The organism is Enterobacter sp. 18A13 (assembly GCF_007035975.1).
Taxonomy (GTDB): Bacteria; Pseudomonadota; Gammaproteobacteria; order Enterobacterales; family Enterobacteriaceae; genus Enterobacter; species Enterobacter vonholyi.
Genome location: NZ_AP019634.1, coordinates 4,620,607 through 4,645,730, shown reverse-complemented (window position 1 = coordinate 4,645,730; position 25,124 = coordinate 4,620,607). Strand labels below are relative to the sequence as shown.

Annotated in this window: 25 protein-coding genes; 3 read left to right on the top strand and 22 right to left on the bottom strand. The window is 53.8% G+C overall.

The genetic code is table 11. The features are described from left to right. Nucleotides 1–74: 74 nt before the first annotated feature. Together FOY93_RS22440 and FOY93_RS22435 are read left to right on the top strand one after the other, a co-directional pair. Nucleotides 75–821 carry a 4'-phosphopantetheinyl transferase family protein gene (locus FOY93_RS22440; RefSeq protein WP_143345692.1) on the top strand — a complete coding sequence of 249 codons (747 nt, stop codon included), beginning with the start codon at nt 75–77 and terminating at the stop codon, nt 819–821. A gap of 36 nt (nt 822–857) precedes the next feature. Beyond that, a complete protein-coding gene (locus FOY93_RS22435) occupies nt 858–1,424 on the top strand; it encodes an NADPH-dependent FMN reductase (protein WP_014833835.1) in 567 nt (188 codons plus the stop codon). Nucleotides 1,425–1,514: 90 nt separating this feature from the next. Here FOY93_RS22435 and adeP read toward each other — a convergent pair whose 3' ends face one another. Next, the gene (adeP, locus tag FOY93_RS22430) at nt 1,515–2,852 is read right to left on the bottom strand and encodes an adenine permease AdeP (RefSeq protein WP_143345751.1); all 1,338 of its coding nucleotides are present in this window, start codon (nt 2,850–2,852) and stop codon (nt 1,515–1,517) included. Between the two features lie 165 nt (nt 2,853–3,017). Between adeP and yieH the strand changes: the two genes are divergently transcribed. Continuing rightward, nucleotides 3,018–3,683 (top strand): 6-phosphogluconate phosphatase, encoded by a 666-nt coding sequence (yieH, locus tag FOY93_RS22425; protein ID WP_032648584.1) that lies wholly within the window; start codon nt 3,018–3,020, stop codon nt 3,681–3,683. Nucleotides 3,684–3,714: 31 nt separating this feature from the next. On the opposite strand, the gene FOY93_RS22420 is transcribed toward yieH, so the two are convergent. From FOY93_RS22420 to asnC, 21 genes are all read right to left on the bottom strand, one after another. Continuing rightward, complete coding sequence (locus FOY93_RS22420) at nt 3,715–4,863, bottom strand: esterase (RefSeq protein WP_143345750.1); 1,149 nt, start codon at nt 4,861–4,863, stop codon at nt 3,715–3,717. Nucleotides 4,864–5,024: 161 nt separating this feature from the next. Next, on the bottom strand, nt 5,025–5,750 hold the full coding sequence (gene phoU / locus FOY93_RS22415) for a phosphate signaling complex protein PhoU (RefSeq protein WP_008500182.1): 726 nt from the start codon (nt 5,748–5,750) through the stop codon (nt 5,025–5,027). A gap of 26 nt (nt 5,751–5,776) precedes the next feature. Next, entirely contained in the window at nt 5,777–6,550 is a 774-nt protein-coding gene (gene pstB, locus FOY93_RS22410) for a phosphate ABC transporter ATP-binding protein PstB (protein ID WP_008500183.1), read from the bottom strand. Nucleotides 6,551–6,597: 47 nt separating this feature from the next. Then, the gene (gene pstA / locus FOY93_RS22405) at nt 6,598–7,488 is read right to left on the bottom strand and encodes a phosphate ABC transporter permease PstA (RefSeq protein ID WP_111964235.1); all 891 of its coding nucleotides are present in this window, start codon (nt 7,486–7,488) and stop codon (nt 6,598–6,600) included. After that, on the bottom strand, nt 7,488–8,447 hold the full coding sequence (gene pstC, locus FOY93_RS22400) for a phosphate ABC transporter permease PstC (protein ID WP_023309793.1): 960 nt from the start codon (nt 8,445–8,447) through the stop codon (nt 7,488–7,490). Before pstC ends, pstA begins: the two co-directional genes overlap by 1 nt. A gap of 128 nt (nt 8,448–8,575) precedes the next feature. Next, complete coding sequence (pstS, locus tag FOY93_RS22395) at nt 8,576–9,616, bottom strand: phosphate ABC transporter substrate-binding protein PstS (protein WP_008500186.1); 1,041 nt, start codon at nt 9,614–9,616, stop codon at nt 8,576–8,578. Between the two features lie 321 nt (nt 9,617–9,937). After that, nucleotides 9,938–11,767: a glutamine--fructose-6-phosphate transaminase (isomerizing) gene (glmS, locus tag FOY93_RS22390; protein ID WP_048990817.1), complete on the bottom strand. Its 1,830-nt coding sequence runs from the start codon at nt 11,765–11,767 to the stop codon at nt 9,938–9,940. A 226-nt stretch (nt 11,768–11,993) separates the two neighbouring features. Beyond that, nucleotides 11,994–13,364 (bottom strand): bifunctional UDP-N-acetylglucosamine diphosphorylase/glucosamine-1-phosphate N-acetyltransferase GlmU, encoded by a 1,371-nt coding sequence (glmU, locus tag FOY93_RS22385; protein ID WP_133295378.1) that lies wholly within the window; start codon nt 13,362–13,364, stop codon nt 11,994–11,996. A gap of 138 nt (nt 13,365–13,502) precedes the next feature. After that, the gene (locus FOY93_RS22380; protein ID WP_003862360.1) at nt 13,503–13,922 is read right to left on the bottom strand and encodes a F0F1 ATP synthase subunit epsilon; all 420 of its coding nucleotides are present in this window, start codon (nt 13,920–13,922) and stop codon (nt 13,503–13,505) included. A 20-nt stretch (nt 13,923–13,942) separates the two neighbouring features. After that, nucleotides 13,943–15,325, bottom strand: a complete 1,383-nt coding sequence (gene atpD, locus FOY93_RS22375; protein WP_003862362.1) for a F0F1 ATP synthase subunit beta — start codon at nt 15,323–15,325, stop codon at nt 13,943–13,945. A 31-nt stretch (nt 15,326–15,356) separates the two neighbouring features. Continuing rightward, nucleotides 15,357–16,220 carry a F0F1 ATP synthase subunit gamma gene (gene atpG, locus FOY93_RS22370; protein WP_133295377.1) on the bottom strand — a complete coding sequence of 288 codons (864 nt, stop codon included), beginning with the start codon at nt 16,218–16,220 and terminating at the stop codon, nt 15,357–15,359. 51 nt (nt 16,221–16,271) lie between these two features. After that, entirely contained in the window at nt 16,272–17,813 is a 1,542-nt protein-coding gene (gene atpA, locus FOY93_RS22365) for a F0F1 ATP synthase subunit alpha (RefSeq protein ID WP_006808751.1), read from the bottom strand. A gap of 12 nt (nt 17,814–17,825) precedes the next feature. Then, nucleotides 17,826–18,359, bottom strand: coding sequence for a F0F1 ATP synthase subunit delta (gene atpH, locus FOY93_RS22360; protein WP_143345691.1), 534 nt, complete (start codon nt 18,357–18,359; stop codon nt 17,826–17,828). A gap of 14 nt (nt 18,360–18,373) precedes the next feature. After that, nucleotides 18,374–18,844 carry a F0F1 ATP synthase subunit B gene (gene atpF / locus FOY93_RS22355; RefSeq protein WP_014072436.1) on the bottom strand — a complete coding sequence of 157 codons (471 nt, stop codon included), beginning with the start codon at nt 18,842–18,844 and terminating at the stop codon, nt 18,374–18,376. Nucleotides 18,845–18,892: 48 nt separating this feature from the next. Continuing rightward, nucleotides 18,893–19,132 (bottom strand): F0F1 ATP synthase subunit C, encoded by a 240-nt coding sequence (gene atpE, locus FOY93_RS22350; RefSeq protein ID WP_000429386.1) that lies wholly within the window; start codon nt 19,130–19,132, stop codon nt 18,893–18,895. 49 nt (nt 19,133–19,181) lie between these two features. Then, nucleotides 19,182–19,997, bottom strand: coding sequence for a F0F1 ATP synthase subunit A (atpB, locus tag FOY93_RS22345; protein WP_008500193.1), 816 nt, complete (start codon nt 19,995–19,997; stop codon nt 19,182–19,184). An 8-nt stretch (nt 19,998–20,005) separates the two neighbouring features. Then, complete coding sequence (gene atpI / locus FOY93_RS22340; RefSeq protein ID WP_008500194.1) at nt 20,006–20,386, bottom strand: F0F1 ATP synthase subunit I; 381 nt, start codon at nt 20,384–20,386, stop codon at nt 20,006–20,008. A gap of 616 nt (nt 20,387–21,002) precedes the next feature. Beyond that, nucleotides 21,003–21,626 (bottom strand): 16S rRNA (guanine(527)-N(7))-methyltransferase RsmG, encoded by a 624-nt coding sequence (rsmG, locus tag FOY93_RS22335; RefSeq protein ID WP_115876778.1) that lies wholly within the window; start codon nt 21,624–21,626, stop codon nt 21,003–21,005. Between the two features lie 107 nt (nt 21,627–21,733). Continuing rightward, entirely contained in the window at nt 21,734–23,623 is a 1,890-nt protein-coding gene (mnmG, locus tag FOY93_RS22330) for a tRNA uridine-5-carboxymethylaminomethyl(34) synthesis enzyme MnmG (protein ID WP_115876779.1), read from the bottom strand. A 374-nt stretch (nt 23,624–23,997) separates the two neighbouring features. After that, the gene (mioC, locus tag FOY93_RS22325; protein ID WP_008500197.1) at nt 23,998–24,447 is read right to left on the bottom strand and encodes an FMN-binding protein MioC; all 450 of its coding nucleotides are present in this window, start codon (nt 24,445–24,447) and stop codon (nt 23,998–24,000) included. A 90-nt stretch (nt 24,448–24,537) separates the two neighbouring features. After that, entirely contained in the window at nt 24,538–24,996 is a 459-nt protein-coding gene (asnC, locus tag FOY93_RS22320; RefSeq protein ID WP_008500198.1) for a transcriptional regulator AsnC, read from the bottom strand. Nucleotides 24,997–25,124 lie beyond the last annotated feature (128 nt).

Below are 25,124 nucleotides of genomic sequence, written 5' to 3'. Positions count from 1 at the left end.
TTAAAACAGGAGTCAAGTTAAGCGATAATCATGTAACCGTTTAACCGATTACGACCATTATCAAGGAGCGAAAAATGGCTACGCACTTTGCAAGAGGGATACTTACGGAAGGACGTCTCGTATCGGCAAGAATTTCTTCAGCCTGTCACCGTGAAGCACTCGATCTCCCGGAACACCGGAGGACGCGGTTTTTAGCGTCCAGAGCACTTCTCGCAGAACTGCTGTTTATGCTGTACGGCACCAGCGAGCTGCCGGACATCATTACCCAACCCGAAGGCCGCCCGGTCTTTGTCGACCCGGATCTCCCTCGTTTTTCGATTGCCTACGCGGGCAATATCATTGGCGTCGCGCTGACCACCGAAGGGGATTGTGGGCTCGATATGGAACTTCAGCGCGCAACGCGCAGCTTCCATGGCGGTAACGCACATGAAGACTATCCGCTCTCCAGCAATGAGAAGCTGTGGGTACGCAACCAGAACGATCCTGTCGAAGCCCGAGCCCAGCTCATTACCCTGCGCCAGAGCATTCGTAAGCTCTGCGGATGCGCCTCAGACGACGCCAGCTTGCTGCAGCTGTTGCCTGGTTCCGGACGTCTGCGTGCCGCCCAGGCCACGCTGGTGGAGGCACTCAGTGACGCAGAGGATGTGCTCATTTGGTCCATTGCGGTTACCCCTGCCATTGAACGCATGAAAATCTGGGAATTTGACAGTCAACAGGGATGGCGTAGCCTTCCTGATGTGCCCGAGCGCGCCAACGAGCCCGCCGCACGCCTGATGCGTTTAACCAGTTTACCGACAGAAAAAGCATTCACCCTTAGCTGATCCAATCAGGGTCATCATGATGAAACAGGAGTAATCATGTCTGATACGTTGAAAGTAGTTACGTTACTGGGAAGCCTGCGCAAAGGTTCATTTAACGGGATGGTTGCCCGCACGCTGCCACAGCTGGCACCGGCAGGTATGGAAATTAGCGCCCTGCCGTCTATTGGCGATATTCCGCTGTATGATGCGGACGTCCAGCAGGAAGAAGGGTTCCCGCAGAGCGTCGAGGCGCTGGCAGAGCAGATCCGCCAGGCTGACGGCGTGGTCATCGTCACGCCGGAATATAACTACTCGGTTCCGGGTGGCCTGAAGAATGCCATCGACTGGCTGTCCCGTTTACCTGAACAGCCTCTGTCAGGCAAACCGGTGCTGATCCAGACCAGCTCAATGGGCGCGATTGGCGGCGCTCGCTGCCAGTATCATCTGCGTCAGATCCTGGTATTCCTGGATGCGATGGTGATGAACAAGCCGGAATTTATGGGCGGAGTGATTCAGAATAAAGTCGACCCGCAAACGGGTGAAGTGGTGGATCAGAGCACGCGCGACCATCTCTCTGGCCAGCTGACGGCGTTCGGGGATTATATTAAGCGGGTAAAAGCCTGATAAAAAGCCCGGTGGCGCTAGCGCTTACCGGGCCTACACTCGTCAGTAGGTCAGGTAAGCGAAGCGCCACCTGACACCACAAACCGCACCTTAGTGCGCGTCAATAAACACAATCTTCAGCACAAACAGCAGCGCCACAATGATGACGCAAGGGCTGAGGTCGCGGAAGCGGCCGGTACCGATCTTCATTACGCAGTAAGAAATAAAGCCCAGCGCGATACCTTCGGTAATCGAGAAGCTGAACGGCATCATCACGGCGGTAATAAACGCCGGCACCGCTTCGGTTAAATCATCCCACTTCACGCGAGAAAGGCTGGAGGTCATCAGCACCCCCACATAGATCAGCGCGCCGGCCGCCGCGTACGGAGGCACCATGCCCGCCAGTGGCGAGAGGAAGATCACCAGCAGGAACAGAATACCCACCACAACCGCCGTCAGGCCGGTACGGCCGCCCACGGACACGCCGGAAGAGGATTCAATGTAAGCGGTAACAGACGAGGTCCCGATAAATGAGCCGGTCACGGAGGAGATACTGTCCACAAACAGCGCCTGCTTGATGCGCGGGAATTTGCCTTTCTCATCTGCCAGACCCGCTTTGTCGGTCACGCCGATCAGCGTACCGGAGGAGTCGAACAGGTTCACCAGCATGAAGGAGAAAATCACGCCCGCCAGGCCCAGGTTCAGGGAACCCGCCAGATCAACATGACCAACAACGGTAGAAACGCTCGGTGGCGCGGAAACGATGCCGTTATAGTGAACGTCGCCCAGCATCCAGCCCAGCAGCGTGGTCACCACGATGGACACCAGCACTGCCGCGTGAATATTGCGGGAAGCGAGGATCGCGATGATAAAGAAGCCCAGCACGCCCAGCAGCACGTTATGCGAGGTCAGGTGACCGATGCTCACCAGCGTATCCGGGTTCGCCACGATAACACCCGCGTTTTTCAGCCCCATCATACCGATGAACAGACCGATACCGCTGGTAATGCCCACGCGCAGGCTCACGGGAATGTTTGCAATCATCCAGTAACGTACGCGGAAAATGGTCAGCAGCAGCAGGCCAACCGCGCCCCAGAAGATAGCGCCCATGCCCACCTGCCAAGGCAGACCCATCGCCTGAACAACCACGAACGCGAAGAACGCATTCAGGCCCATCGCCGGTGCCAATGCAACTGGCAGGTTAGCGAATACACCCATCAGAATGCTGCCAAGGGCGGCGATCAGGCAGGTGGTTACAAAGACGGCGCTGGTATCCATGCCAGCAACGCCCAGAATTTGTGGGTTCACAAAAACGATATAGACCATCGTCAGGAAGGTGGTGAAACCAGCGATCACTTCGGTGCGTGCCGTTGTGCCGTGCTCGCGCAGTTTAAAAACGCGCTCAAGCAGACCCTGACCAGATGTCTGGGTAGTGTGTTGTTGACTCATCATCAATTTCCGAACAAGGAGGGAAAATTCGTCGCTATCCTATACCAAAATGCGACAATAGTGGCTGTTACGTGATACTTTTTTCATTGATTTTGCTTATACGGCAACGATTGCGTCCCGGTGAACCGCCGTACGTAAACGTTAAACTTGTTAAAAGGGAAAGGCATGTCCGGAATTGAAGCGGTATTTTTCGACTGCGACGGTACGCTGGTCGACAGTGAGGTCATTTGTTCCCGCGCGTATGTGGCCATGTTCCAGGAATTTGGCATTACTCTGGAACTCGAAGAGGTGTTTAAACGCTTTAAGGGCGTGAAGCTCTACGAGATCATCGACATCATTAACGAAGAACACGGCGTCGTTCTTGAGAAGGCGGCTCTGGAACCGGTGTACCGCGCCGAGGTTGCACGCCTGTTCGATTCGGAGCTGGAGGTAATTCCGGGCGCAAACGCGCTGCTGGATGCCATGACGGTGCCGATCTGCGTGGTCTCCAACGGTCCGGTCAGCAAAATGCAGCACTCGCTGGGCAAGCTTGAGATGCTGCACCACTTCCCGGAAAAACTGTTCAGCGGCTACGATATCCAGCGCTGGAAGCCGGACCCGGCGCTGATGTTCCATGCGGCAAAAGCGATGAACGTTAACGTAGAGAACTGCATTCTGGTGGATGACTCGTCTGCGGGGGCGCAGTCGGGGATTGATGCGGGAATGGAGGTGTTTTACTTCTGCGCCGATCCGCACAACAAGCCGATCGATCATCCAAAAGTCACGACCTTTACAGATCTGGCGCAGCTACCCGCGCTGTGGAAGGCTCGCGGGTGGGATATTACGCGCTAAGCCGCCCCTCCCTTCAGGGAGGGCGACAGGTTTATCTGAAGAGCTTTTGAACAAACTCTGCATAGGCCGGACGCCAGACGTCCATTTCGTGATTCAGACCAGGGTACATTTTATAGTCGAATTTGATGCCCTGTTTTTCCAGCTCCGCTTTCAGACCGGCGATATCTTTGCCGGTCACCGAATCGCGCTCTCCCACAACGACGGTGAAGTTATGCAGCTGCCGGTTAATGGCCTCAGGCTGCTTAAAGCGTGCGGCCACGCCTTCGTCAGGCACGGTTGTCGTGGTAACGCCGCTGAACGTTCCCAGCCAGCCGAAGCTGTCCAGATGGTTCATACCGGAGACCAGCGCCTGATAACCGCCCTGTGACAATCCCGCCAGTGCCCGGCCGGCCGCATCTTTACGCACGTTGAAGCGTGTATCCACCAGAGGAATAATTTCGCTCATCAGTTCACGGTCTGCGGCTTTCGCATTAAGCGGGTAGAAAGACTTCCGTCGTTCTGCCGGCGGGAAGTTCTCGGGGATGGCCTCAGCGCTCTCCGTCTCGGTGTCGGGTACCACCACCAGCATCGGTTTGATTTTCCCCTCGGCCATCAGGTTATCCATGATTTGCGGCAGACGGCCCTGGTCGATGGCCGAGAGCCCGGTATCGCCAAAACCATGGTAGAAGTAGAGAACCGGTAAGGGTTCCCCTGTGCCGTTGTAGCCAGGGGGAGTCCATACATAGACGCGGCGCTCTGACCTGAGCGACGGCGAGTGCCAGGTCAGGGTCGTCAGATCGCCATGCGGTACAGGACGATCGTCGAGAATACTGCCCGGAACCAGAATCAGGCTGGTGTTCACCTGCCGCTGAGGTTTTTGATAGCGGCTTCCCGTGTCGACTGAACGGAAACCATCGATGTCGAAATAATATTCGTAGAGATTCGGGGCCATCGGCTCGCTTTTCCATGACCAGACGCCATTTTTCTCTTTCGTCATATCATGGGAAACCTGGCTTTCAGGCATTGACCCCGTCACCACGGAGACTCGCGTTGCACCGGGTGCAAACAGGCGAAACGTAATGCTTTTATCCGCATTAACCTGGGTCACATAGTGGCTGACCGGGGTAGTCTGGTCAGGTGTGACCGGCAACGGTGCGGCAATAACGTCTGTTCCAGTACCGATCCCGATGCTGATGGCCATCGCCAGGCACGCTAATGAATTTTTCATATCCCATCCTTTGCTGTTTTTTTCGTCTCACGTTAGCGCGTTTCGAACGTCAGGCAACGGATGAAGGGGAAAATTGTGATTACACTAGAAATAACAACGCCGGTGAGTACCGGCGTTGTTATCAGATGACAGGATTACTCTTTCGGATCTTTACCCGCCAGCAGCTTATCCAGCTCGTCGCCGCCCACGTGACGGAAGTCCTGACCTTTCACGAAGTAGAAAATGTATTCGCAAATGTTCTGGCAGCGGTCGCCGATACGCTCGATGGAGCGCGCGCAGAACAGGGCGGTCAGTACGCTTGGGATCGTACGGGAATCTTCCATCATGTAAGTCATCAGCTGACGCACGATGCCTTCATACTCCTGATCGACCTTTTTATCTTCACGGTAGATACGCACCGCTTCGTCAAGATCCATTCGCGCAAAGGCATCCAGCACGTCATGAAGCATCTGCACGGTGTGGCGGCCCAGCGACTCCAGGCTGACCAGCAGCGGCTGGTGCTGCTGAGAGAACTTCTCCAGCGCGGTGCGGCAGATTTTATCCGCAACGTCACCAATACGTTCCAGCTCGGCGATGGTTTTGATAATGGCCATCACCAGACGCAGGTCGCTCGCCGTCGGCTGACGTTTCGCGATAATGCGCACGCAGGCCTCGTCGATAGCGACTTCCATCATGTTGACGTTTTTGTCGCCTTCAATGACGCGTTTCGCCAGCTCGCTGTCCTGGTTGTGCATCGCCGTAATCGCATCAGAAAGCTGCTGCTCGACCATACCGCCCATGGTCATCACCTGGGTGCGAATGCTTTCCAGCTCTGCGTTGAACTGGCCGGAAATGTGTTTATTAAGATTGAGGTTGTCCATGGTTTCTCCACATGCACTAAGGCAAATCAACCGTAGCGGCCAGTAATATAATCTTCGGTTTGTTTCTTCGCGGGCTTAGTGAAGAGATCGTCCGTGTTGCTGAACTCAATCAATTCACCCAGGTACATAAACGCCGTGTGATCGGAGCAACGTGCAGCCTGCTGCATGTTATGGGTCACGATAACCACGGTGTAATCCTGCTTCAGCTCGGTGATCAGTTCTTCAATACGACCGGTTGAGATCGGGTCCAGCGCTGAACACGGCTCATCCAGCAGCAACACTTCCGGGCGAATCGCAATACCGCGCGCAATGCACAGACGCTGCTGCTGACCACCGGAGAGAGAGTAACCGCTCTGGTGCAACTTATCTTTGGTTTCGTTCCATAATGCGGCCTTGGTCAAAGCCCACTGCACGCGCTCGTCCATATCGGCGCGGGAGAGCTTTTCAAACAGGCGAACGCCAAAGGCGATGTTGTCATAAATGGACATCGGGAACGGCGTGGGTTTCTGGAACACCATCCCCACTTTGGCGCGCAGCAGGGCGATATCCTGAGCCTGGGTCAGAATATTTTCGCCATCGAGGATGATTTCCCCTTCAGCGCGCTGCTCCGGATAGAGCGAATACATTTTGTTAAAGGTACGCAGCAGCGTGGATTTCCCACAGCCGGATGGACCGATAAATGCCGTGACCTGGTTCTTAGCGATATCCAGGTTGATGTTCTTCAGGGCATGGAATTTGCCGTAGTAGAAGTTCAAATCACGAACCTGAATCTTACCCGGGGCAGTATCAACCATACTCATTGACTCATTTCCTCATTCGGCGCCGCGAGCTGCCGCGCCGTAAAAAATTAACCGTGTTTCTTCTTCGCGAAAATGACGCGCGCCAGAATGTTCAGCAACAGTACGCAAAGGGTAATGATCAGCACCCCGGCCCAGGCCAGCTGCTGCCATTCCGCGAATGGGCTCATCGCAAATTTAAAGATCGTCACCGGCAGGTTGGCGATCGGCTGCATCATGTCCGTGCTCCAGAACTGGTTGGAGAGGGACGTAAACAGCAGCGGCGCAGTTTCACCCGCGATACGCGCAACCGCCAGCAGGATACCGGTCATGATCCCGGATACGGACGCCTTCAGCGTAATCGCAGAGATCATCTTCCATTTCGGCGTACCCAGTGCATAAGCCGCTTCACGCAGGCTGTCCGGCACCAGTTTCAGCATGTTCTCGGTGGTTCGAATCACAATCGGCACCTGCAGCAGCGCCAGGGCAATCACACCCGCCCAGCCGGAGAAGTGTTCCATCTGCGCTACAACAACGGTGTAAACGAACAGACCCACCACGATAGACGGGGCTGACAGCAAAATATCGTTAATGAAGCGAATCACTTCCGCCAGCCAGGATTTACGACCGTATTCTGCCAGGTAAATGCCCGCCATGATGCCCAGCGGCGTGCCGAAGACCGTCGCCCAGAGGATCAGCAACCCGCTGCCGGCCAGCGCATTCGCCAGGCCACCGCCCGCCGTGTTCGGCGGCGGCGTCATTTCGGTGAACAGCGAGAGTGACATTCCGTCAATCCCACGAACGATTGTCGAGAAGAGGATCCAGACCAGCCAGAACAGGCCGAATGCCATCGTCGCCATTGAGAGCGTTAGGGCAATGCGGTTTTTCATGCGGCGTCTGGCCTGCATTTTGCGGCGGGATTCCGCCAGTTCAGCAGTTGCTTGCATTTCGAGAGTGGCCATTAGCGTGCTCCCTCATTTTTAGCGAGACGCATAATCATCAGCTTGGAAATCGCCAGAACAATGAAGGTAATAACGAACAGAATCAGACCCAGCTCCATCAGCGCCGCCACGTGCAGCCCGGATTCCGCTTCCGCAAATTCATTCGCCAGCGCCGAGGTAATACTGTTACCCGGCATGTAGAGCGACGCGCTGTCGAGCTGGTAGGTGTTACCGATGATAAAGGTGACCGCCATGGTTTCACCCAGCGCACGACCTAAGCCCAGCATCACGCCCCCGATCACCCCATTTTTCGTGAACGGAAGGACAATGCGCCAGATTACTTCCCAGGTGGTGCAGCCGATGCCGTAGGCCGACTCTTTCATCATCACCGGCGTTTGTTCGAACACATCACGCATGACCGCCGCAATGTACGGAATTATCATGATGGCGAGGATCACACCTGCCGCCAGAATGCCGATACCGAAAGCCGGGCCAGAGAACAGGGCCCCCACAAACGGAATGGCAGAAAGGACATTACCCACCGGTTCCTGGAAATATGTAGCGAACAGCGGGGCAAAGATGAACAGGCCCCACATGCCGTAGACGATACTCGGAATAGCTGCCAGCAGTTCGATGGCAATCCCCAGCGGACGACGCAGCCAGCCTGGCGCCAGCTCCGTCAGGAACAGGGCAATACCAAAGCTTACCGGAACCGCAATCAGCAGGGCGATGAACGAGGTTACCAGCGTGCCGTAAATAGGCACCAGAGCACCGTAGATGTCGTTCGGCGCGTCCCACTCTTTGGTCCACAGGAAGGAGAAACCGAATTTCTGGATGCTCGGCCATGAGGAGAAAATCAGAGACACGATAATGCCGCCCAGCAGCAATAGCACAATCAGCGCAGCCAGTTTGACCAGCGCGCTGAAAATCATGTCACCTTTTTTACCCGGAGGGTTAAATGCAGGCTTGGTTGCAGCCATAAATTACTCTTCTGTTTGAGACGTTTTTACGAATATGCCCGGTGGCGCTGACGCTTACCGGGCCTACAGCTTAAACCGTAGGGCGGGCAAGCTCAGCGCCACCCGCCATCTTCGTTAAATATATCCTGTTAGTACAGCGCTTTACCGCTGCTGTCTTTCACGTTGGTTTTCCATGCAGCACGAATCTGCTCAACTACGTTGTCCGGCAGGGTGGCGTAATCCAGAGCGTTAGCCTGTTTGCCGCCGTTTTTGTATGCCCAGTCGAAGAACTTCAGCACTTCAGCGCCCTGCTCAGGTTTCTTCTGCTCTTTGTGCACCAGGATGAAGGTGGTAGAGGTGATTGGCCATGCACCTTCGCCCTTCTGGTTAGTCAGATCCTGAGCGAAGGATTTGCTCCAGTCAGCGCCTTTGGCAGCGTTAGCAAAGTTCTCTTCGGTCGGGCTAACCGGTTTGCCGTCTGCAGACACCAGTTTGGTGTAGGACAGGTTATTCTGCTTCGCGTACGCATACTCTACGTAGCCGATGGAGCCAGGCAGACGTTGTACGAACGCGGCGATACCGTCGTTACCTTTACCGCCCAGACCGGTAGGCCAGTTAACGGTTGAGCCGGAGCCGACTTTAGATTTCCACTCTTCGTTCACTTTCGCCAGGTAGCTGGTGAACACGAAAGACGTACCGGAACCATCCGCGCGGCGAACCACGGCGATGTTCTGAGAAGGCAGCTTCAGGCCTGGGTTGAGCTTAGCGATCGCTTCGTCATCCCATTTTTTGATTTTGCCCAGGTAGATGTCACCCAGCGTTTTGCCGTCCAGCACCAGCTCGCCCGACTTCACGCCCGGCAGGTTGATCGCCAGGACCACGCCACCGATCACGGTAGGGAACTGGAACAGGCCTTCCTGAGCCAGCTTATCATCAGACAGCGGAGCGTCAGATGCGCCGAAATCAACCGTGTTCGCGGTAATTTGTTTCACGCCACCGGAGGAGCCGATACCCTGATAGTTAACCTTGTTACCGGTTTCTTTCTGGTAGGTATCCGCCCATTTGGCATACACCGGCGCAGGGAAGGTTGCACCAGCGCCAGTCAGGCTTGCTTCTGCAAATACAGAGAACGCGCTCAGAGATAAGGTCGCGGCGACAACAGTTGCGACAGTGGTACGCATAACTTTCATAATGTCTCCTGCAAGATTTTCATAAATCGTTGTTTAGTGGCTACGATGAGCAAAATAGGACAAACAGGTGACAGATAAATGTACGAATTATGACAGTTTTATGACAATGAAAATTTAACTTAAAATACCACACAATAAAGCTTAATTTTCATCGTGTTAGCCACTTTTATGACAATACGTTTTCAGAAATATTTTCTTTATGTGACACTGAAAAAAGTAGCTGAAGATGACAAATTGTCATTATTAAAAACGAGACAGGATTGATTAAAAACAAACCGGGCGGGATAAAAAAGCTCCACCCGAGGGTGGAGCCTGAAGGGATTATTCTACGGTAACTGATTTCGCCAGGTTACGCGGCTGGTCAACGTCGGTGCCTTTGATCAGCGCCACATGGTAAGCCAGCAGCTGCAGCGGAACGGTATAGAAGATCGGTGCAATCACCTCTTCCACATGCGGCATCTCGATGATGTGCATGTTGTCGTTGCTGACAAAACCGGCATCTTTGTCGGCGAAGACGTACAGAACACCCCCACGGGCACGCACTTCTTCGATGTTAGATTTCAGTTTTTCCAGCAGTTCGTTGTTAGGTGCCACAACGATGACCGGCATATCCGCGTCAATCAGCGCCAGCGGGCCGTGTTTCAGCTCGCCTGCCGCATAGGCTTCCGCGTGGATGTAGGAGATCTCTTTAAGCTTCAGTGCGCCTTCCAGCGCAATCGGATACTGATCGCCACGACCCAGGAACAGGGCGTGATGTTTGTCAGAGAAATCTTCCGCCAGCGCTTCGATGCGTTTGTCCTGAGACAGCATCTGCTCAATACGGCTTGGCAGCGCCTGCAGACCATGAACGATGTCATGCTCAACGGACGCATCTTCACCTTTCAGACGCGCAAGCTTCGCCACCAGCATCAGCAGAACGGTCAGCTGCGTGGTAAACGCTTTGGTTGAAGCCACGCCGATTTCGGTGCCCGCTTTAGTCATCAGCGCCAGATCGGATTCACGCACCAGCGAGGAGCCCGGGACGTTACAGATGGCCAGAGAGCCCAGGTAGCCCAGCTCTTTAGACAGACGCAGCGCTGCGAGCGTATCCGCCGTTTCGCCGGACTGGGAAAGGGTTATCATCAGGCTGTTACGACGCACCGCAGATTTGCGATAGCGGAATTCAGACGCGATTTCCACATCGCACGGCACGCCCGCCAGGGATTCAAACCAGTAGCGAGAAACCATACCGGAGTTGTAGGAGGTGCCGCAGGCCACGATCTGAATATGCTCGACCTTGCTGAGCAGTTCGTTCGCGTTTGCGCCCAGCTCGCTCAGATCCACTTCACCGTGGCTAATGCGCCCGGTCAGGGTGTTTTTGATGGCGTTTGGCTGCTCGTAAATCTCTTTCTGCATATAGTGACGGTAAGCGCCTTTGTCGCCCGCGTCGTACTGCAGATTCGATTCGATCTCCTGACGCTTCACCTGCTCGCCTTTAGTATCGAAGACGGTCACGCTGCGACGGGTCACTTCCGCGATATCACCCTCTTCGAGGAAGATAAAGCGACGGGTAACCGGCAGGAGCGCCAGCTGGTCAGAGGCGATAAAGTTTTCACCCATGCCCAGACCGATAACCATCGGGCTACCGGAACGCGCGGCCAGAAGCGTTGACGGATCGCGGGAATCCATGATCACCGTACCGTACGCACCGCGCAGCTGAGGGATAGCACGGAGCACCGCATCACGCAGTGTACCGCCCTGCTCCAGCTCCCAGTGCACCAGGTGAGCAATCACTTCGGTGTCAGTTTCTGAGACGAAAGTGTAGCCGCGCGCTTTCAGTTCTTCGCGCAGCGGTTCGTGGTTTTCGATAATGCCGTTGTGCACCACCACGATGTGTTCAGACACATGCGGGTGCGCGTTGCCTTCAGACGGTTCGCCGTGCGTCGCCCAGCGGGTGTGCGCAATACCGGTTCCCCCGTGCAGCGGATGTTCTTCCGCGGCCTGGGCCAGCATCTGCACTTTACCGAGACGACGCAGACGGGTCATATGACCTTCTGCATCGACGACAGCCAGACCGGCAGAGTCGTAACCACGGTATTCCAGACGACGTAAACCTTCGAGAAGGATTTCAGCAATATCACGCTGCGCAACTGCGCCAACAATTCCACACATAATTTTAGATTCCGAATTTAGGCATTATGCCTGCGTTGTCGCTGACCTGTATTTGCCCTTTCCGGGCGCCCCGAGCCTTGTAGAGAGTGGGGTTATTTTTATGGGTACTGCTTGTGGGGGGAGGATTATATTATCCCCTCACCCCGGCCCTCTTCCCAAAGGGGCGAGGGAGAAAAACACCGCACCGAACGATCCCTTCTCTCCTTTGGGGAGAGGGGTAAATCCGTTACTTTTTCTTCACCGGACGTTTCCAGCCCTGTTTGCTGACCTGCGGAACGCGGCTTAACACCAGCTCGTTCTCGGCCACATCGCGCGTTACGGTTGTTCCGGCTGCAATGGTCACCCCGTTACCCACGGTAACAGGCGCCACCAGCTGCGTATCGGAGCCCACGAACACATCATCACCAATGATGGTTTTAAACTTATTCGCGCCGTCATAGTTACAGGTTATGGTCCCTGCACCAATATTCACGTTATTGCCAATTTCCGCGTCGCCCAGATAGGTCAGATGACCGGCTTTCGAGCCTTTACCCAGACGCGCTTTTTTCATTTCCACGAAGTTACCCACGTGAGCGCCTTCCAGCAGCTCTGCGCCCGGGCGCAGGCGCGCAAACGGGCCGATGGTACAGGCCACGTCAAGACGGGCATCTTCCACCACGCTGTACGGGCTGATTTCGCAGTCGTCACCGATGATGCTGTTTTTAATCACACAGCCGGCACCGATTTTGACGCGGTTACCCAGCGTCACGTTACCCTCGAGGATAACGTTAGTATCAATTTCAACGTCACGACCGTGAGATAACGAACCACGCAGATCGAAACGCGCCGGATCGCGCAGCATCACACCTGCCAGAAGCAGTTTTTCAGCCTGCTCGGACTGATAAACACGCTCCAGACGGGAAAGCTGAAGGCGGTTATTCACCCCTTCGGTTTCGCTAATACGCGCCGGATGAACCGCCGCAATCTCACGTCCTTCCTGATACGCCATCGCAATGATGTCGGTGATGTAGAATTCACCCTGCGCGTTGTTGTTGTCGAGTCTGGACAGCCAGCGCTTCATATCCGCGCCATTGGCAATCAGGATACCGGTGTTGATCTCCTGAATCTGGCGCTGTTCGTCGCTGGCATCTTTGTGCTCAACAATACCCGTGACGTTACCGTTTTCACGGGTGATACGGCCATAACCGGTTGGATCGTCCAGCACGACGGTTAATAAACCGATGCCGCCCTGCGGTTTGGCTTCACGCAGGCGAGTCAGGGTTTCAACGGAGATCAGCGGGACATCGCCGTAGAGCATCAAAATGTCTTCGTCATCCGCAAAGAACGGTGCTGCCTGCTGCATCGCATGACCTGTGCCCAGCTGTTCAGCCTGAAGCACCCAGTTGAGCTTGTCGTCGCTCAGCGTCTTTTTAAGAAGATCGCCGCCGTGGCCGTAGACCAGGTTGACCTGATTGGCACCCAGTTCATTCGCTGCATCAATGACATGCTGCACCATTGGCTTTCCAGCAAGCGTGTGAAGCACTTTAGGCAGATCGGAATACATGCGGGTCCCTTTGCCAGCGGCAAGGATCACCACGCTCATCGCACTGTTTGACATACGCATCCTGACGGTAGTTTGAGTGTGAAGTAAAAACGTTTGATGCTTAAAATTCTACATCTTTTTCATCATGAATTAAGGCCGAAAAAAAAAGCCAGCCTGGTATCCAGACTGGCTTTTGTGCTTTTCAAGCCGGTGTTACATCGCTTTTTTGGTCAACTCGATAACGCGCAGTTTCGCGATCGCTTTGGCCAGCTCCGCAGACGCCTGAGCGTAATCCACGTCACCATGAGAGCTGTTAATGTGCTCTTCAGCCTTACGCTTCGACTCCAGGGCTCGCGCTTCGTCGAGATCCTGGCCACGAATAGCGGTATCGGCCAGAACGGTCACACTGCCAGGCTGCACTTCAAGAATGCCGCCGGACAGATAGATAAACTCTTCGTGACCGAACTGTTTAACGATGCGGATCATACCAGGCTTAATGGCGGTGAGCAGCGGTGCGTGACCCGGGAAAATACCCAGTTCACCTTCACTACCCGTTACCTGGATTTTCTCGACCAGACCAGAGAACATTTGTTGCTCTGCGCTGACGACGTCCAGGTGGTAAGTCATTGCCATATCACCCTCCGATTAAGGCGTTAAAGTTTTTTGGCTTTTTCCACAGCTTCTTCGATGGAACCAACCATGTAGAACGCCTGCTCTGGCAGGTGATCGTATTCGCCTTCCATGATGCCTTTAAAGCCACGGATGGTGTCTTTCAGGGAAACGTATTTACCTGGAGAACCGGTGAATACTTCCGCAACGAAGAACGGCTGGGACAGGAAGCGCTGGATCTTACGCGCACGTGCTACCACCAGTTTGTCTTCTTCAGACAGTTCATCCATACCCAGGATGGCGATGATGTCTTTCAGTTCCTGGTAACGCTGCAGCAGGGACTGTACGCCACGCGCGGTGTCGTAGTGTTCCTGACCAACAACCAGTGGATCCAGCTGACGGCTGGTGGAGTCCAGCGGGTCAACGGCCGGGTAGATACCCAGAGACGCGATCTGACGGCTCAGTACCACGGTTGCATCTAAGTGCGCAAAGGTGGTTGCTGGAGATGGGTCAGTCAAGTCATCCGCAGGTACGTATACCGCCTGAACGGAGGTGATAGAACCGGTTTTGGTAGAGGTGATACGTTCCTGAAGAACACCCATCTCTTCCGCCAGCGTAGGCTGGTAACCTACCGCTGAAGGCATACGACCCAGCAGTGCAGATACTTCCGTACCGGCCAGGGTGTAACGATAGATGTTATCAACGAACAGCAGAACGTCACGGCCTTCGTCACGGAACTTCTCAGCCATCGTCAGGCCGGTCAGCGCAACGCGCAGACGGTTTCCAGGTGGCTCGTTCATCTGGCCGTAAACCAGGGATACTTTGTCCAGAACGTTGGAGTCGGTCATTTCGTGGTAGAAGTCGTTACCCTCACGAGTACGTTCACCTACACCCGCAAACACAGAGTAACCGGAGTGCTCGATCGCGATGTTACGGATCAGCTCCATCATGTTTACGGTTTTACCTACACCCGCACCACCGAACAGACCAACTTTACCGCCCTTCGCAAATGGACACATCAGGTCGATAACTTTGATACCGGTTTCCAGCAGTTCCTGAGAGCTGGACAGCTCTTCGTAGGAAGGTGCCGCGCGGTGGATAGCCCAACGCTCTTCTTCACCGATGTCGCCTTTCATGTCGATTGGCTGACCCAATACGTTCATGATACGACCCAGTGTTGCTTTACCTACCGGGACTTCGATCGGGTGCTCAAGGTCTTTTACTTCCAGACCACGACGCAGACCGTCGGAAGAACCCATCGCGATGGTACGCACGATACCGCCGCCGAGCTGCTGCTGAACTTCCAGCACCAGGCTCTCGTTACCATTCTGTACCTCAAGCGCGTCGTACACGCGTGGTACGGCGTCCTGAGGGAACTCGACGTCCACCACGGCGCCGATTACCTGGACAATCTTTCCAGTAGCCATCTTGAATCCTCTACGTAATTCGTAAACCTGGTTAAACCGCGGCGGCCCCCGAGACGATCTCGGTGAGTTCCTGAGTAATGCTGGCCTGACGAGCTTTGTTGTAAACCAACTGCAGCTCTTTAATCAGGCTGCCGCCATTATCGGTCGCGGCTTTCATCGCCACCATTCGTGCGGCCTGCTCGCTGGCCAGGTTTTCTACAACGCCCTGATAAACCTGAGATTCAACGTAACGACGCAGCAGGGTATCCAGCAGCGGTTTCGGATCGGGTTCATACAGGTAATCCCAGGTTTTTTGCTTCAGCTCGCCATCTTCTGATGCCGGTAACGGCAGCATCTGAGTGAGCGTTGGAACCTGAGACATGGTGTTAATGAATTTGTTGCTGACAACGTACAGTCTGTCCAGACGGCCTTCATCATAAGCCTGCAACATCACTTTAACCGGGCCGATCAGTTCGGACAGGGACGGGTTATCACCCATACCTGTCACCTGAGCGACAATGTTGCCACCAACGGAGTTAAAGAAAGAGACGCCTTTAGAGCCGATCATTGCGATATCGCACTGAACGCCTTTTTCAGACCATGCTTTCATATCCGCCAGCAGTTTTTTGAACAGGTTAATGTTCAAGCCGCCACACAGACCACGGTCGGTCGACACCACCAGGTAGCCCACGCGCTTAACTTCGCGTTCTTCCAGGTAAGGGTGCTTATATTCCAGATTACCGTTTGCAAGGTGACCAATCACTTTGCGCATGGTTTCTGCATAAGGACGGCTGGCCGCCATGCGATCCTGCGATTTACGCATTTTGGAAGCGGCGACCATCTCCATCGCTTTAGTGATCTTTTGCGTGTTCTGGACGCTTGCGATCTTACTACGTATCTCTTTTGCGCCGGCCATGAGCTTCTCCTCAATGCCAGGCGGCTTGTCCTGAGACAAGCCGCCGGACGATTACCAGGATTGGGTTGCTTTGAAGGAATCGAGGATAGCTTTCAGCTTGCCTTCGATTTCGTCGTTATAGCCACCGGTCTGGTTGATCTCTTGCATCAGCGGAGCGTGATCACGGTCGACGTAAGCCAGCAGAGCGGCTTCGAAGCTACCGATTTTCGCCAGTTCCACATCTTCGAGGTAACCGCGTTCAGCCGCGAACAGTACCAGGCCCTGCTGAGCAACAGACATTGGTGCGTACTGTTTTTGCTTCAGCAGCTCGGTCACTTTCTGACCGTGGCTCAGCTGTTTACGGGTTGCTTCGTCCAGATCGGATGCGAACTGAGAGAACGCAGCCAGTTCACGATACTGTGCCAGCGCGGTACGGATACCACCGGACAGTTTCTTGATGATCTTGGTCTGAGCAGCACCACCAACACGGGATACGGAGATACCCGGGTTAACTGCCGGACGAATACCGGAGTTAAACAGGTTGGTTTCCAGGAAGATCTGACCATCGGTAATAGAGATTACGTTGGTCGGAACGAACGCAGAAACGTCACCCGCCTGGGTTTCAATGATCGGCAGAGCGGTCAGAGAGCCCGTTTTACCCTTCACTTCACCTTTGGTGAAGTTCTCGACGTATTCCGCGTTAACGCGGGAAGCACGCTCCAGCAGACGAGAGTGGAGGTAGAATACGTCGCCAGGGAACGCTTCACGTCCAGGTGGACGACGGAGCAGCAGGGAAACCTGACGATAAGCAACAGCCTGTTTAGACAGGTCATCGTATACGATCAGCGCATCTTCACCGCGGTCACGGAAGTATTCGCCCATTGCGCAACCGGCGTATGGCGCCAGGTATTGCAGTGCAGCAGATTCAGACGCGGTCGCTACCACAACGATGGTGTTAGACAGTGCGCCGTGCTCTTCCAGTTTACGAACCACGTTAGAAATGGTGGACGCTTTCTGGCCGATGGCCACGTACACGCATTTGATGCCGGAGTCACGCTGGTTGATGATGGCGTCGATAGCCATCGCGGTTTTACCGGTCTGACGGTCACCGATGATCAGTTCACGCTGACCACGACCGATTGGGATCATGGCATCAACGGACTTATAACCTGTCTGAACAGGCTGATCTACGGACTGACGGTCGATAACGCCTGGTGCGATAACTTCGATTGGAGAGAAGCCATCGTGCTCAACCGGACCTTTACCGTCGATTGGCGCACCCAGGGTGTTAACAACGCGACCCAGCAGGCCACGGCCAACCGGTACTTCCAGAATACGGCCAGTACACTTAACCTTCATGCCTTCGGCGAGGTCAGCGTATGGACCCATCACAACTGCACCTACGGAGTCGCGCTCCAGGTTCAGTGCGATAGCGTAACGGTTACCCGGCAGGGAAATCATCTCACCCTGCATACAATCGGCCAGGCCGTGGATACGGATAACACCGTCACTTACAGAAACAATAGTACCTTCGTTGTGAGCTTCACTCACAACACTGAACTGAGCAATGCGCTGCTTGATCAGTTCGCTGATTTCGGTGGAATTCAGTTGCATGCTCCAGTCCCCTTAAGACTGCAAGACGTCTGCAAGGCGTTCAAGACGGCCGCGTACGCTGCCATCAATGACCATATCACCCGAACGGATGATTACGCCTGCCATTACAGACTTATCGATTTTGCAATTCAGCTTAACTTTGCGTGACAGACGTTTTTCCATCGCGGCGGTGATTTTCGCAAGCTGTTCATTACTCAGTTCAGTCGCAGAAGTCACTTCGACTTCAGCGGTTGCTTCACTAAGGGCACGTAAGTGCTCAAACTGCTCGAAAACATCCGGGAGCACACGGAGACGACCATTTTCTGCCATCACCTTAATCAGGTTCTGGCCGTTGGCATCCAGTTGCTCTCCGCACACGGCGATAAACGACGCGGCGAGAGTTTCAGGTGCTAACGCACCGGAAAGCAACTCAGCCATTTGTTCGTTTTTCGTCACCTCAGCGGCAAACGCCAGCATATCCTGCCAGCGATCGACATTTTGGTGTTCGACAGCAAAGTCAAAAGCTGCTTTGGCGTAGGGGCGAGCTACCGTAACAAATTCAGACATCAGCCCCTCCCTCCTTACAGTTCAGCGACAAGTTTGTCCACGATGTCGCTGTTAGCAGCTTCATCCACGGAACGTTCGATGATCTTCTCGGCGCCAGCAACAGCCAGAATCGCAACCTGCTTACGCAGTTCTTCACGAGCACGTTTACGCTCAGCATCAATTTCTGCCTGAGCCTGTGTCACGATCTTAGTACGTTCCTGTTCTGCTTCAGCTTTGGCTTCGTCCAGGATCTGCGAACGGCGTTTGTTAGCCTGTTCGATGATAACCTGAGCTTCCGCTTTCGCTTTTTTCAGCTGGTCTGTCGCGTTGGCCTGTGCAAGGTCCAAATCTTTCTTAGCGCGTTCTGCAGAAGCCAGACCGTCAGCAATTTCTTTCTGACGTTTTTCGATGGCAGCCATTAAAGGCGGCCATACATACTTCATGCAGAACCAGACAAAGAGAATAAACGCGATGGCCTGGCCGAGGATTGTTGCGTTCATGTTCACAGCACAATACCTCTTTAATATCTGTGGCTTAGGGTTTTAAAACTACTACTACGCGACAGCAAACATCACGTACAGACCCAGACCTACAGCGATCATTGGGATAGCATCCACCAGACCCATAACGATAAAGAACTGAGTACGCAGCAGAGGAATCAGATCAGGTTGACGCGCTGCGCCTTCCAGGAATTTGCCCCCGAGGATGCCGATACCGATCGCAGCACCGATAGCCGCCAGACCCATCATCACAGCGGCAGCCATGTACAGCAGATCCATATTCAGGTTTTCCATGACAGTCTCCAGTTTGTTTCAATTAAAACGTAGTAGTGTTGGTAAAAAATCAGTGCTCTTCAGACGCCATCGACAGATAGACGATCGTCAGAACCATGAAGATAAAGGCTTGCAGCGTAATGATCAGTATGTGGAAAATGGCCCACGGCACATTCAGAACCCACTGTGACCACCACGGCAGAAGACCCGCGATCAGAATGAAAATCAGCTCACCCGCATACATGTTGCCGAACAGTCGCAGACCCAGTGAAACAGGTTTGGACAGCAGGCTAACGCCTTCCAGGATCAGGTTGACCGGAATAAACGCCCAGTGGTTGAACGGCTGCAAGGTAAGCTCTTTCACAAAGCCGCTTACGCCTTTCATTTTGATGCTGTAGAAAAGAATCAGGATAAATACGCCCAGCGCCATCGACAGGGTGATGTTCACGTCCGCAGACGGTACAACACGCAGCGCTGGCAGGCCGAAGATGTGCTCACCGATAAACGGCAGCAGATCGATTGGCAGCAGGTCCATCAGGTTCATCAGGAAGACCCAAACGAACACGGTCAGGGCCAGCGGAGCAATCAGCTTGCTCTTGCCATGGTACATGTCTTTGACGCTGCCATGGACGAAGCCGATGATCATTTCGATGAAGGTCTGGAATTTCCCTGGTACACCGCTGGTCGCTCGTTTAGCAACACCGCGGAACATGGCCAGGAACAGAAGACCCAAAACCACCGAGAAGAACATGGAGTCGATGTTGATCGTCCAGAAGGTGGCCGGGGGGTTATGTGGATCCACCAGCGAGAATGTACGCAGGTCCAACTGAAGGTTATTCAGATGGTGACCTATGTAATCCTGCGGCGTCATATTTTCTGAAGCCATGATGCCTTTTACCCTTTGTTATTGATTACAGCTGGAGCCAGAACTTGTACCACCAGCACCAAAACCCACGTTGCTATCAGCGGCATGAAGACCACTTTCAAAACCGCCAGCGCCATCACCAGTAGAGCAAAGGTCAGCAACACCTTACACACTTCGCCGAGAGCGAAGGACCAGGCCACGCGGCCTTTGGCGGGTGTATGCGCCTGATGACGCCAGGCAAAAATCATAAACAACACATTTGGCAGCACAACCGCCAAACCCCCGCACACGGCGGAGATGCCCCAGAAGGGGTCTTTGAGGCTAAACAGCAGTCCACTTGCTATCACAGCCAGAAACTGAATGAACAGAAGCTTACGAGCAACGTTTCTACTCAAGAGCGACACAGACATCACGTTTTTACTCCTGCTCCCTTCGAGGTATGTCGCGTGTCGTATAAAACGTCCTTTAAGGCTCAGAGTCAAGCATCAAAAAGCGGTCAAATTATACGGTGCGCACCCGTGATTTCAAACATTAAGTAGCGAAAAGGTGAATAAATGTTTAAATATTTTTCCCCACCGCTATTTTTTAACTTTCGAGCAAAGCACCAACCTTCGACCAAAACTGCAAACAGCGCGAAAACGTTGTCGATAAAGCGTGCACGAGATCACAAAACACACATTTGCGATAAGGTTGTATTTATCAAAGACGCAAATCGCAGAAATTTATCTTTATGAAATTAAACGCAAAATATCGCAACTATTTTCAAAACAGCCCGGTACACAATAAAAACCTTTTATTGACATTCTTAATAAATAATTAACATTGCGTTCTGGTTACTGCTTTCCACTTTTAGCAGACTTATATTTTCACAGATGACTATCTTCCAGGGGAAGAATAGTCGCCAGGTTAACCAGAAGAAAAACCTTAGTGAAAACGAGGTTAAGAGCTCACCAGTAAATCCCCTGTAGTTGTGCTGTTTTTTAACATGCGAAGAACAGCACAAATTCCACATTTTTTATTAATTTTTTAAAAATTGTTTGGCTTAATTATCACCAGATGACGTTCGCCATCGAGCTGAGGAATGTTTAATTTCTCGATGGATTCAACAGCAAAACCGTCCGGAAGCTGTTCAATCTCATCGCCTGGCAACTGCCCTTTTAGCGCATAAAAGCGGCCATTCTCAGCAGGTAAGTGCTTGCACCAGCTCACCATATCATTGAGCGACGCAAATGCGCGGCTGATAACCCCGTCAAACGGCGGCTCTGCCGGGAACGCCTCTACCCTGCTCTGTACGGGCGTAATATTTTCAAGCTTCAGCTCATGCTGTACCTGACGTAAAAAGCGCACACGCTTGCCAAGACTGTCCAGAAGCGTGAAATGGCTCTCAGGGCGAACAATCGACAGCGGAATACCCGGCAGACCTGGGCCCGTCCCTACGTCGATAAAACGCTCACCTTTCAGATAAGGGGCAACCACGATGCTGTCGAGAATGTGGCGAACGAGCATCTCGTTGGGGTCGCGAACAGACGTCAGGTTGTACGCTTTATTCCATTTATTCAGCATATCGACATAGGCCACCAGCTGATTTTTCTGGTGATCGGTGAGCGAAATACCTGCCTGATCCAGCAGACGAGAGAGTTTGTTGAGCACGGTGAATACCTGTTGGAAAACTTAGGTGGCGGGTGGCGCTTGGCTTACCCGCCCTACGGGTTCAGTAGGCCCGGTAAGCGCTGCGCCACCGGGCAATATTCCGGGCCTTACGCGCTACGGCGCAGCATGCCCTGCTTTTTCAGCCACACCAGCAGAATGGAAATCGCTGCAGGCGTGACGCCGGAGATACGTGAGGCCTGGCCGATCGAGACCGGTTTGTGATCGTTCAGCTTGGCGATCACTTCGTTGGAAAGGCCAGTCACCTGGCGGTAGTCCAGCATTTCCGGCAGCAGCGTGTTTTCGTTACGCTGCTGTTTTTCGATCTCATCCTGCTGACGCGCGATGTAACCTTCGTACTTAACCTGGATCTCAACCTGCTCTGCCGCTTCAGCATCTTCCAGGCCCGGCGCGAACGCGGTCAGTTTGACCAGGTTCTCGTAGGTGACTTCAGGACGGCGCAACAAATCTTCACCGCTGGCCTCGCGCGACAGCGGCGCGGTTAAGTGAGCGTTTACTTCGGCAGCGGTTTCCGCCTGCGGGTTCACCCAGGTGGTTTTCAGGCGCTGACGTTCCTGTTCAATGCGCTCCAGCTTCTCGTTAAAGCGCGCCCAGCGTTCGTCATCGACCAGACCCAGCTCGCGGCCGATTTCGGTCAAACGCAGGTCGGCGTTATCTTCACGCAGCATCAGGCGATATTCCGCGCGAGAGGTAAACATACGGTACGGTTCTTTGGTACCCAGCGTGCAGAGATCGTCAACCAGCACGCCCAGATACGCCTGAGAACGGCCGGGTGCCCAGCCCTCTTTCTCAGCAGAGAAGCGCGCGGCGTTCAGACCGGCAAGCAGGCCCTGCGCAGCCGCTTCTTCGTAGCCGGTGGTGCCGTTAATCTGACCCGCAAAGAACAGACCGTGGATGAATTTGCTCTCCAGGGTTGGCTTCAGGTCACGCGGATCGAAGAAATCGTACTCAATAGCGTAGCCAGGGCGAACGATTTTTGCGTTCTCCATGCCCTGCATTGAGCGAACAATTTGCATCTGCACGTCAAACGGCAGGCTGGTGGAGATGCCGTTCGGGTAAATTTCGTTCGAGGTCAGCCCTTCCGGCTCCAGGAAGATCTGGTGCTGGTTACGATCGGCGAAGCGCATCACTTTGTCCTCGATCGACGGGCAGTAGCGCGGACCGATCCCTTCGATCACGCCGGCGTACATCGGGCTGCGATCGAGGTTATTGCGGATCACATCGTGGGTTTTCTCGTTGGTATGCGTGATATAGCACGGCACCTGCTGCGGATGCTGTGCCGCATTGCCCATGAACGAGAAGACCGGCATCGGGTTATCACCGTGCTGTTGCGCCAGCACGCTGAAATCAATGGTGCGCGCATCAATACGCGGCGGCGTACCGGTTTTCAGGCGGCTGACGCGCAGCGGCAGTTCACGCAGACGGCGAGACAGTGGAATAGAAGGCGGATCGCCGGCACGGCCACCGCTGTAGTTATCGAGACCAATATGAATTTTACCGTCAAGGAATGTACCCACGGTCAGCACCACGGCTTTGGCGCGGAATTTGAGGCCCATCTGGGTCACGGCACCCACGACGCGATCGTTCTCAACGATTAGATCTTCAACCGCCTGCTGGAAGATCATCAGGTTCGGCTGATTCTCCAGGGCGGTACGCACCGCCTGCCGGTAAAGCACGCGGTCTGCCTGGGCACGGGTCGCACGCACAGCGGGACCTTTACTCGCGTTTAGTATCCTAAACTGGATGCCGGCCCGATCGATCGCTTTCGCCATCAGGCCGCCAAGTGCATCCACTTCTTTTACCAGGTGTCCTTTCCCAATGCCGCCAATCGCCGGATTACAGGACATTTGTCCCAGCGTGTCGATATTGTGTGTCAAAAGCAGGGTCTGCTGACCCATTCGCGCTGCGGCCATTGCGGCCTCAGTGCCTGCGTGACCCCCGCCAATGATGATGACGTCAAAAGGATCCTGATAAAACATGGTGGTCTGCCTCGCGTAAAGCGGTATGAAAATGGATTGAAGCCTGGGCCGTGGATTCTACTCAACTTTAGTCTTTCGAGAAAGCATTGGGATCCTGGGCTATTAAAAAGAAGATCTTTTTATTTAGAGATCTGTTCTATTGTGATCTCTTATTAGGATCGCGAACCTGTGTGGATAAGTCCGATCTCATAAAGAAGATCATGCAGTTAGAAAGGATCGTTTGCTGTGAATGATCGGTGATCCTGGACCGTATAAGCTGGGATCAGATCGCGACTTTATACACAGGCCAAAAACTGCGCTACGGTTGTTATTTGGATAACTACGGGTTAATACGAGCTTTTAACCAGAGTTATCCACATCTGTTCGCGCGATCTTTAATCGTTTTTGAGTAAATTTTTCCATTCCGCGAGCCAGATCTCGGCTGGATCCTCCGGAATGTCATGATCGAGGATGTTGATCTTGAGCGTTTCACCCAGCTGTTTTGCTCCGCAGGAGGTCACAGCGGCTTCGACTTTCTCTATTGCCCCGCAAAAGGTGTCATATTCACGACTGCCGATCCCCACTGCGCCAAAACGGACGTTTGACAGGTCGGGCTGCTGTTCCAGCAGTTCGTCATATAAAGGTTGCAGATTATCCGGCAGATCCCCCGCGCCGTGCGTGGAGGTGATCAGCAGCCAGACCCCGTCAGTCGGGAGATCTTCAAGCAACGGGCCGTGCAGGGTTTCCGTGGAAAAGCCCGCCTCTTCCAGCTTTTCAGCCAGATGTTCCGCTACGTATTCCGCACCACCAAGGGTGCTGCCGCTGATAAGGGTAATGTCCGCCATTGATCGCTCGCCCAGATAAAGAGACGGCCATTGTACGCTGTGAACGAGCTGGGATCTACCTGTGGAAAATGTGGGAATGAATTTGCCCGATCACGGGCGGATGGTACGCATGATCGGGTTTTGCAAGGAGATCAGGGTCTCGGTGGACTGAATTTCATCTATTGTTTGGATCTTGTTGATAAGTACCTGCTGGAGCGCGTCGATGGATCGGCACATAACTTTAATAAAGATGCTGTAGTGCCCGGTGGTGTAGTACGCCTCGGTGACTTCATCCAGCGCGTTCAGTTTCGCCAGGGCGGAAGGGTAGTCTTTGGCGCTTTTAAGAATGATGCCGATGAAGCAGCAGACGTCGTAACCCAGCTGCTTTGGGCTGACGTCAATGCGCGCACCGGTAATGATCCCTGCCTGCTTCATCTTTTCTACGCGAACGTGAATGGTTCCCGGGCTGACGCCAAACTGTTTTGCCAGTTCGGCATAGGCGGTGCGGGCATTAGCCATTAAGGCCTCCAGAATGCCGCGGTCGAGATTGTCGATCTGATAATTTTCCATAGCTTTTTCTTATGAAGATTAATGAATCACTTTATTCTAGCGCTATATTTTATCGAATCAAAAATGAAGGTGGCTTTTTGTTGATGGGTTATTGAATAAGGCGCCGTTTCTGTTGCTTAATCAATATC

Bases quoted from the DNA above. Each gene is read 5' to 3' on its own strand.
- phoU (WP_008500182.1), bottom strand. From the start codon at position 5,750: ATGGACAACCTCAATCTTAATAAACACATTTCCGGCCAGTTCAACGCA.
- atpE (WP_000429386.1), bottom strand. From the start codon at position 19,132: ATGGAAAACCTGAATATGGATCTGCTGTACATGGCTGCCGCTGTGATG.
- FOY93_RS22440 (WP_143345692.1), top strand. From the start codon at position 75: ATGGCTACGCACTTTGCAAGAGGGATACTTACGGAAGGACGTCTCGTA.
- atpH (WP_143345691.1), bottom strand. From the start codon at position 18,359: ATGTCTGAATTTGTTACGGTAGCTCGCCCCTACGCCAAAGCAGCTTTT.
- pstB (WP_008500183.1), bottom strand. From the start codon at position 6,550: ATGAGTATGGTTGATACTGCCCCGGGTAAGATTCAGGTTCGTGATTTG.
- atpA (WP_006808751.1), bottom strand. From the start codon at position 17,813: ATGCAACTGAATTCCACCGAAATCAGCGAACTGATCAAGCAGCGCATT.
- pstC (WP_023309793.1), bottom strand. From the start codon at position 8,447: ATGGCTGCAACCAAGCCTGCATTTAACCCTCCGGGTAAAAAAGGTGAC.
- pstS (WP_008500186.1), bottom strand. From the start codon at position 9,616: ATGAAAGTTATGCGTACCACTGTCGCAACTGTTGTCGCCGCGACCTTA.
- asnC (WP_008500198.1), bottom strand. From the start codon at position 24,996: ATGGAAAATTATCAGATCGACAATCTCGACCGCGGCATTCTGGAGGCC.
- mnmG (WP_115876779.1), bottom strand. From the start codon at position 23,623: ATGTTTTATCAGGATCCTTTTGACGTCATCATCATTGGCGGGGGTCAC.
- atpB (WP_008500193.1), bottom strand. From the start codon at position 19,997: ATGGCTTCAGAAAATATGACGCCGCAGGATTACATAGGTCACCATCTG.
- FOY93_RS22420 (WP_143345750.1), bottom strand. From the start codon at position 4,863: ATGGCCATCAGCATCGGGATCGGTACTGGAACAGACGTTATTGCCGCA.
- mioC (WP_008500197.1), bottom strand. From the start codon at position 24,447: ATGGCGGACATTACCCTTATCAGCGGCAGCACCCTTGGTGGTGCGGAA.
- FOY93_RS22380 (WP_003862360.1), bottom strand. From the start codon at position 13,922: ATGGCAATGACTTACCACCTGGACGTCGTCAGCGCAGAGCAACAAATG.
- adeP (WP_143345751.1), bottom strand. From the start codon at position 2,852: ATGAGTCAACAACACACTACCCAGACATCTGGTCAGGGTCTGCTTGAG.
- pstA (WP_111964235.1), bottom strand. From the start codon at position 7,488: ATGGCCACTCTCGAAATGCAAGCAACTGCTGAACTGGCGGAATCCCGC.
- atpD (WP_003862362.1), bottom strand. From the start codon at position 15,325: ATGGCTACTGGAAAGATTGTCCAGGTAATCGGCGCCGTGGTGGACGTC.
- glmS (WP_048990817.1), bottom strand. From the start codon at position 11,767: ATGTGTGGAATTGTTGGCGCAGTTGCGCAGCGTGATATTGCTGAAATC.
- glmU (WP_133295378.1), bottom strand. From the start codon at position 13,364: ATGTCAAACAGTGCGATGAGCGTGGTGATCCTTGCCGCTGGCAAAGGG.
- atpI (WP_008500194.1), bottom strand. From the start codon at position 20,386: ATGTCTGTGTCGCTCTTGAGTAGAAACGTTGCTCGTAAGCTTCTGTTC.
- atpG (WP_133295377.1), bottom strand. From the start codon at position 16,220: ATGGCCGGCGCAAAAGAGATACGTAGTAAGATCGCAAGCGTCCAGAAC.
- FOY93_RS22435 (WP_014833835.1), top strand. From the start codon at position 858: ATGTCTGATACGTTGAAAGTAGTTACGTTACTGGGAAGCCTGCGCAAA.
- yieH (WP_032648584.1), top strand. From the start codon at position 3,018: ATGTCCGGAATTGAAGCGGTATTTTTCGACTGCGACGGTACGCTGGTC.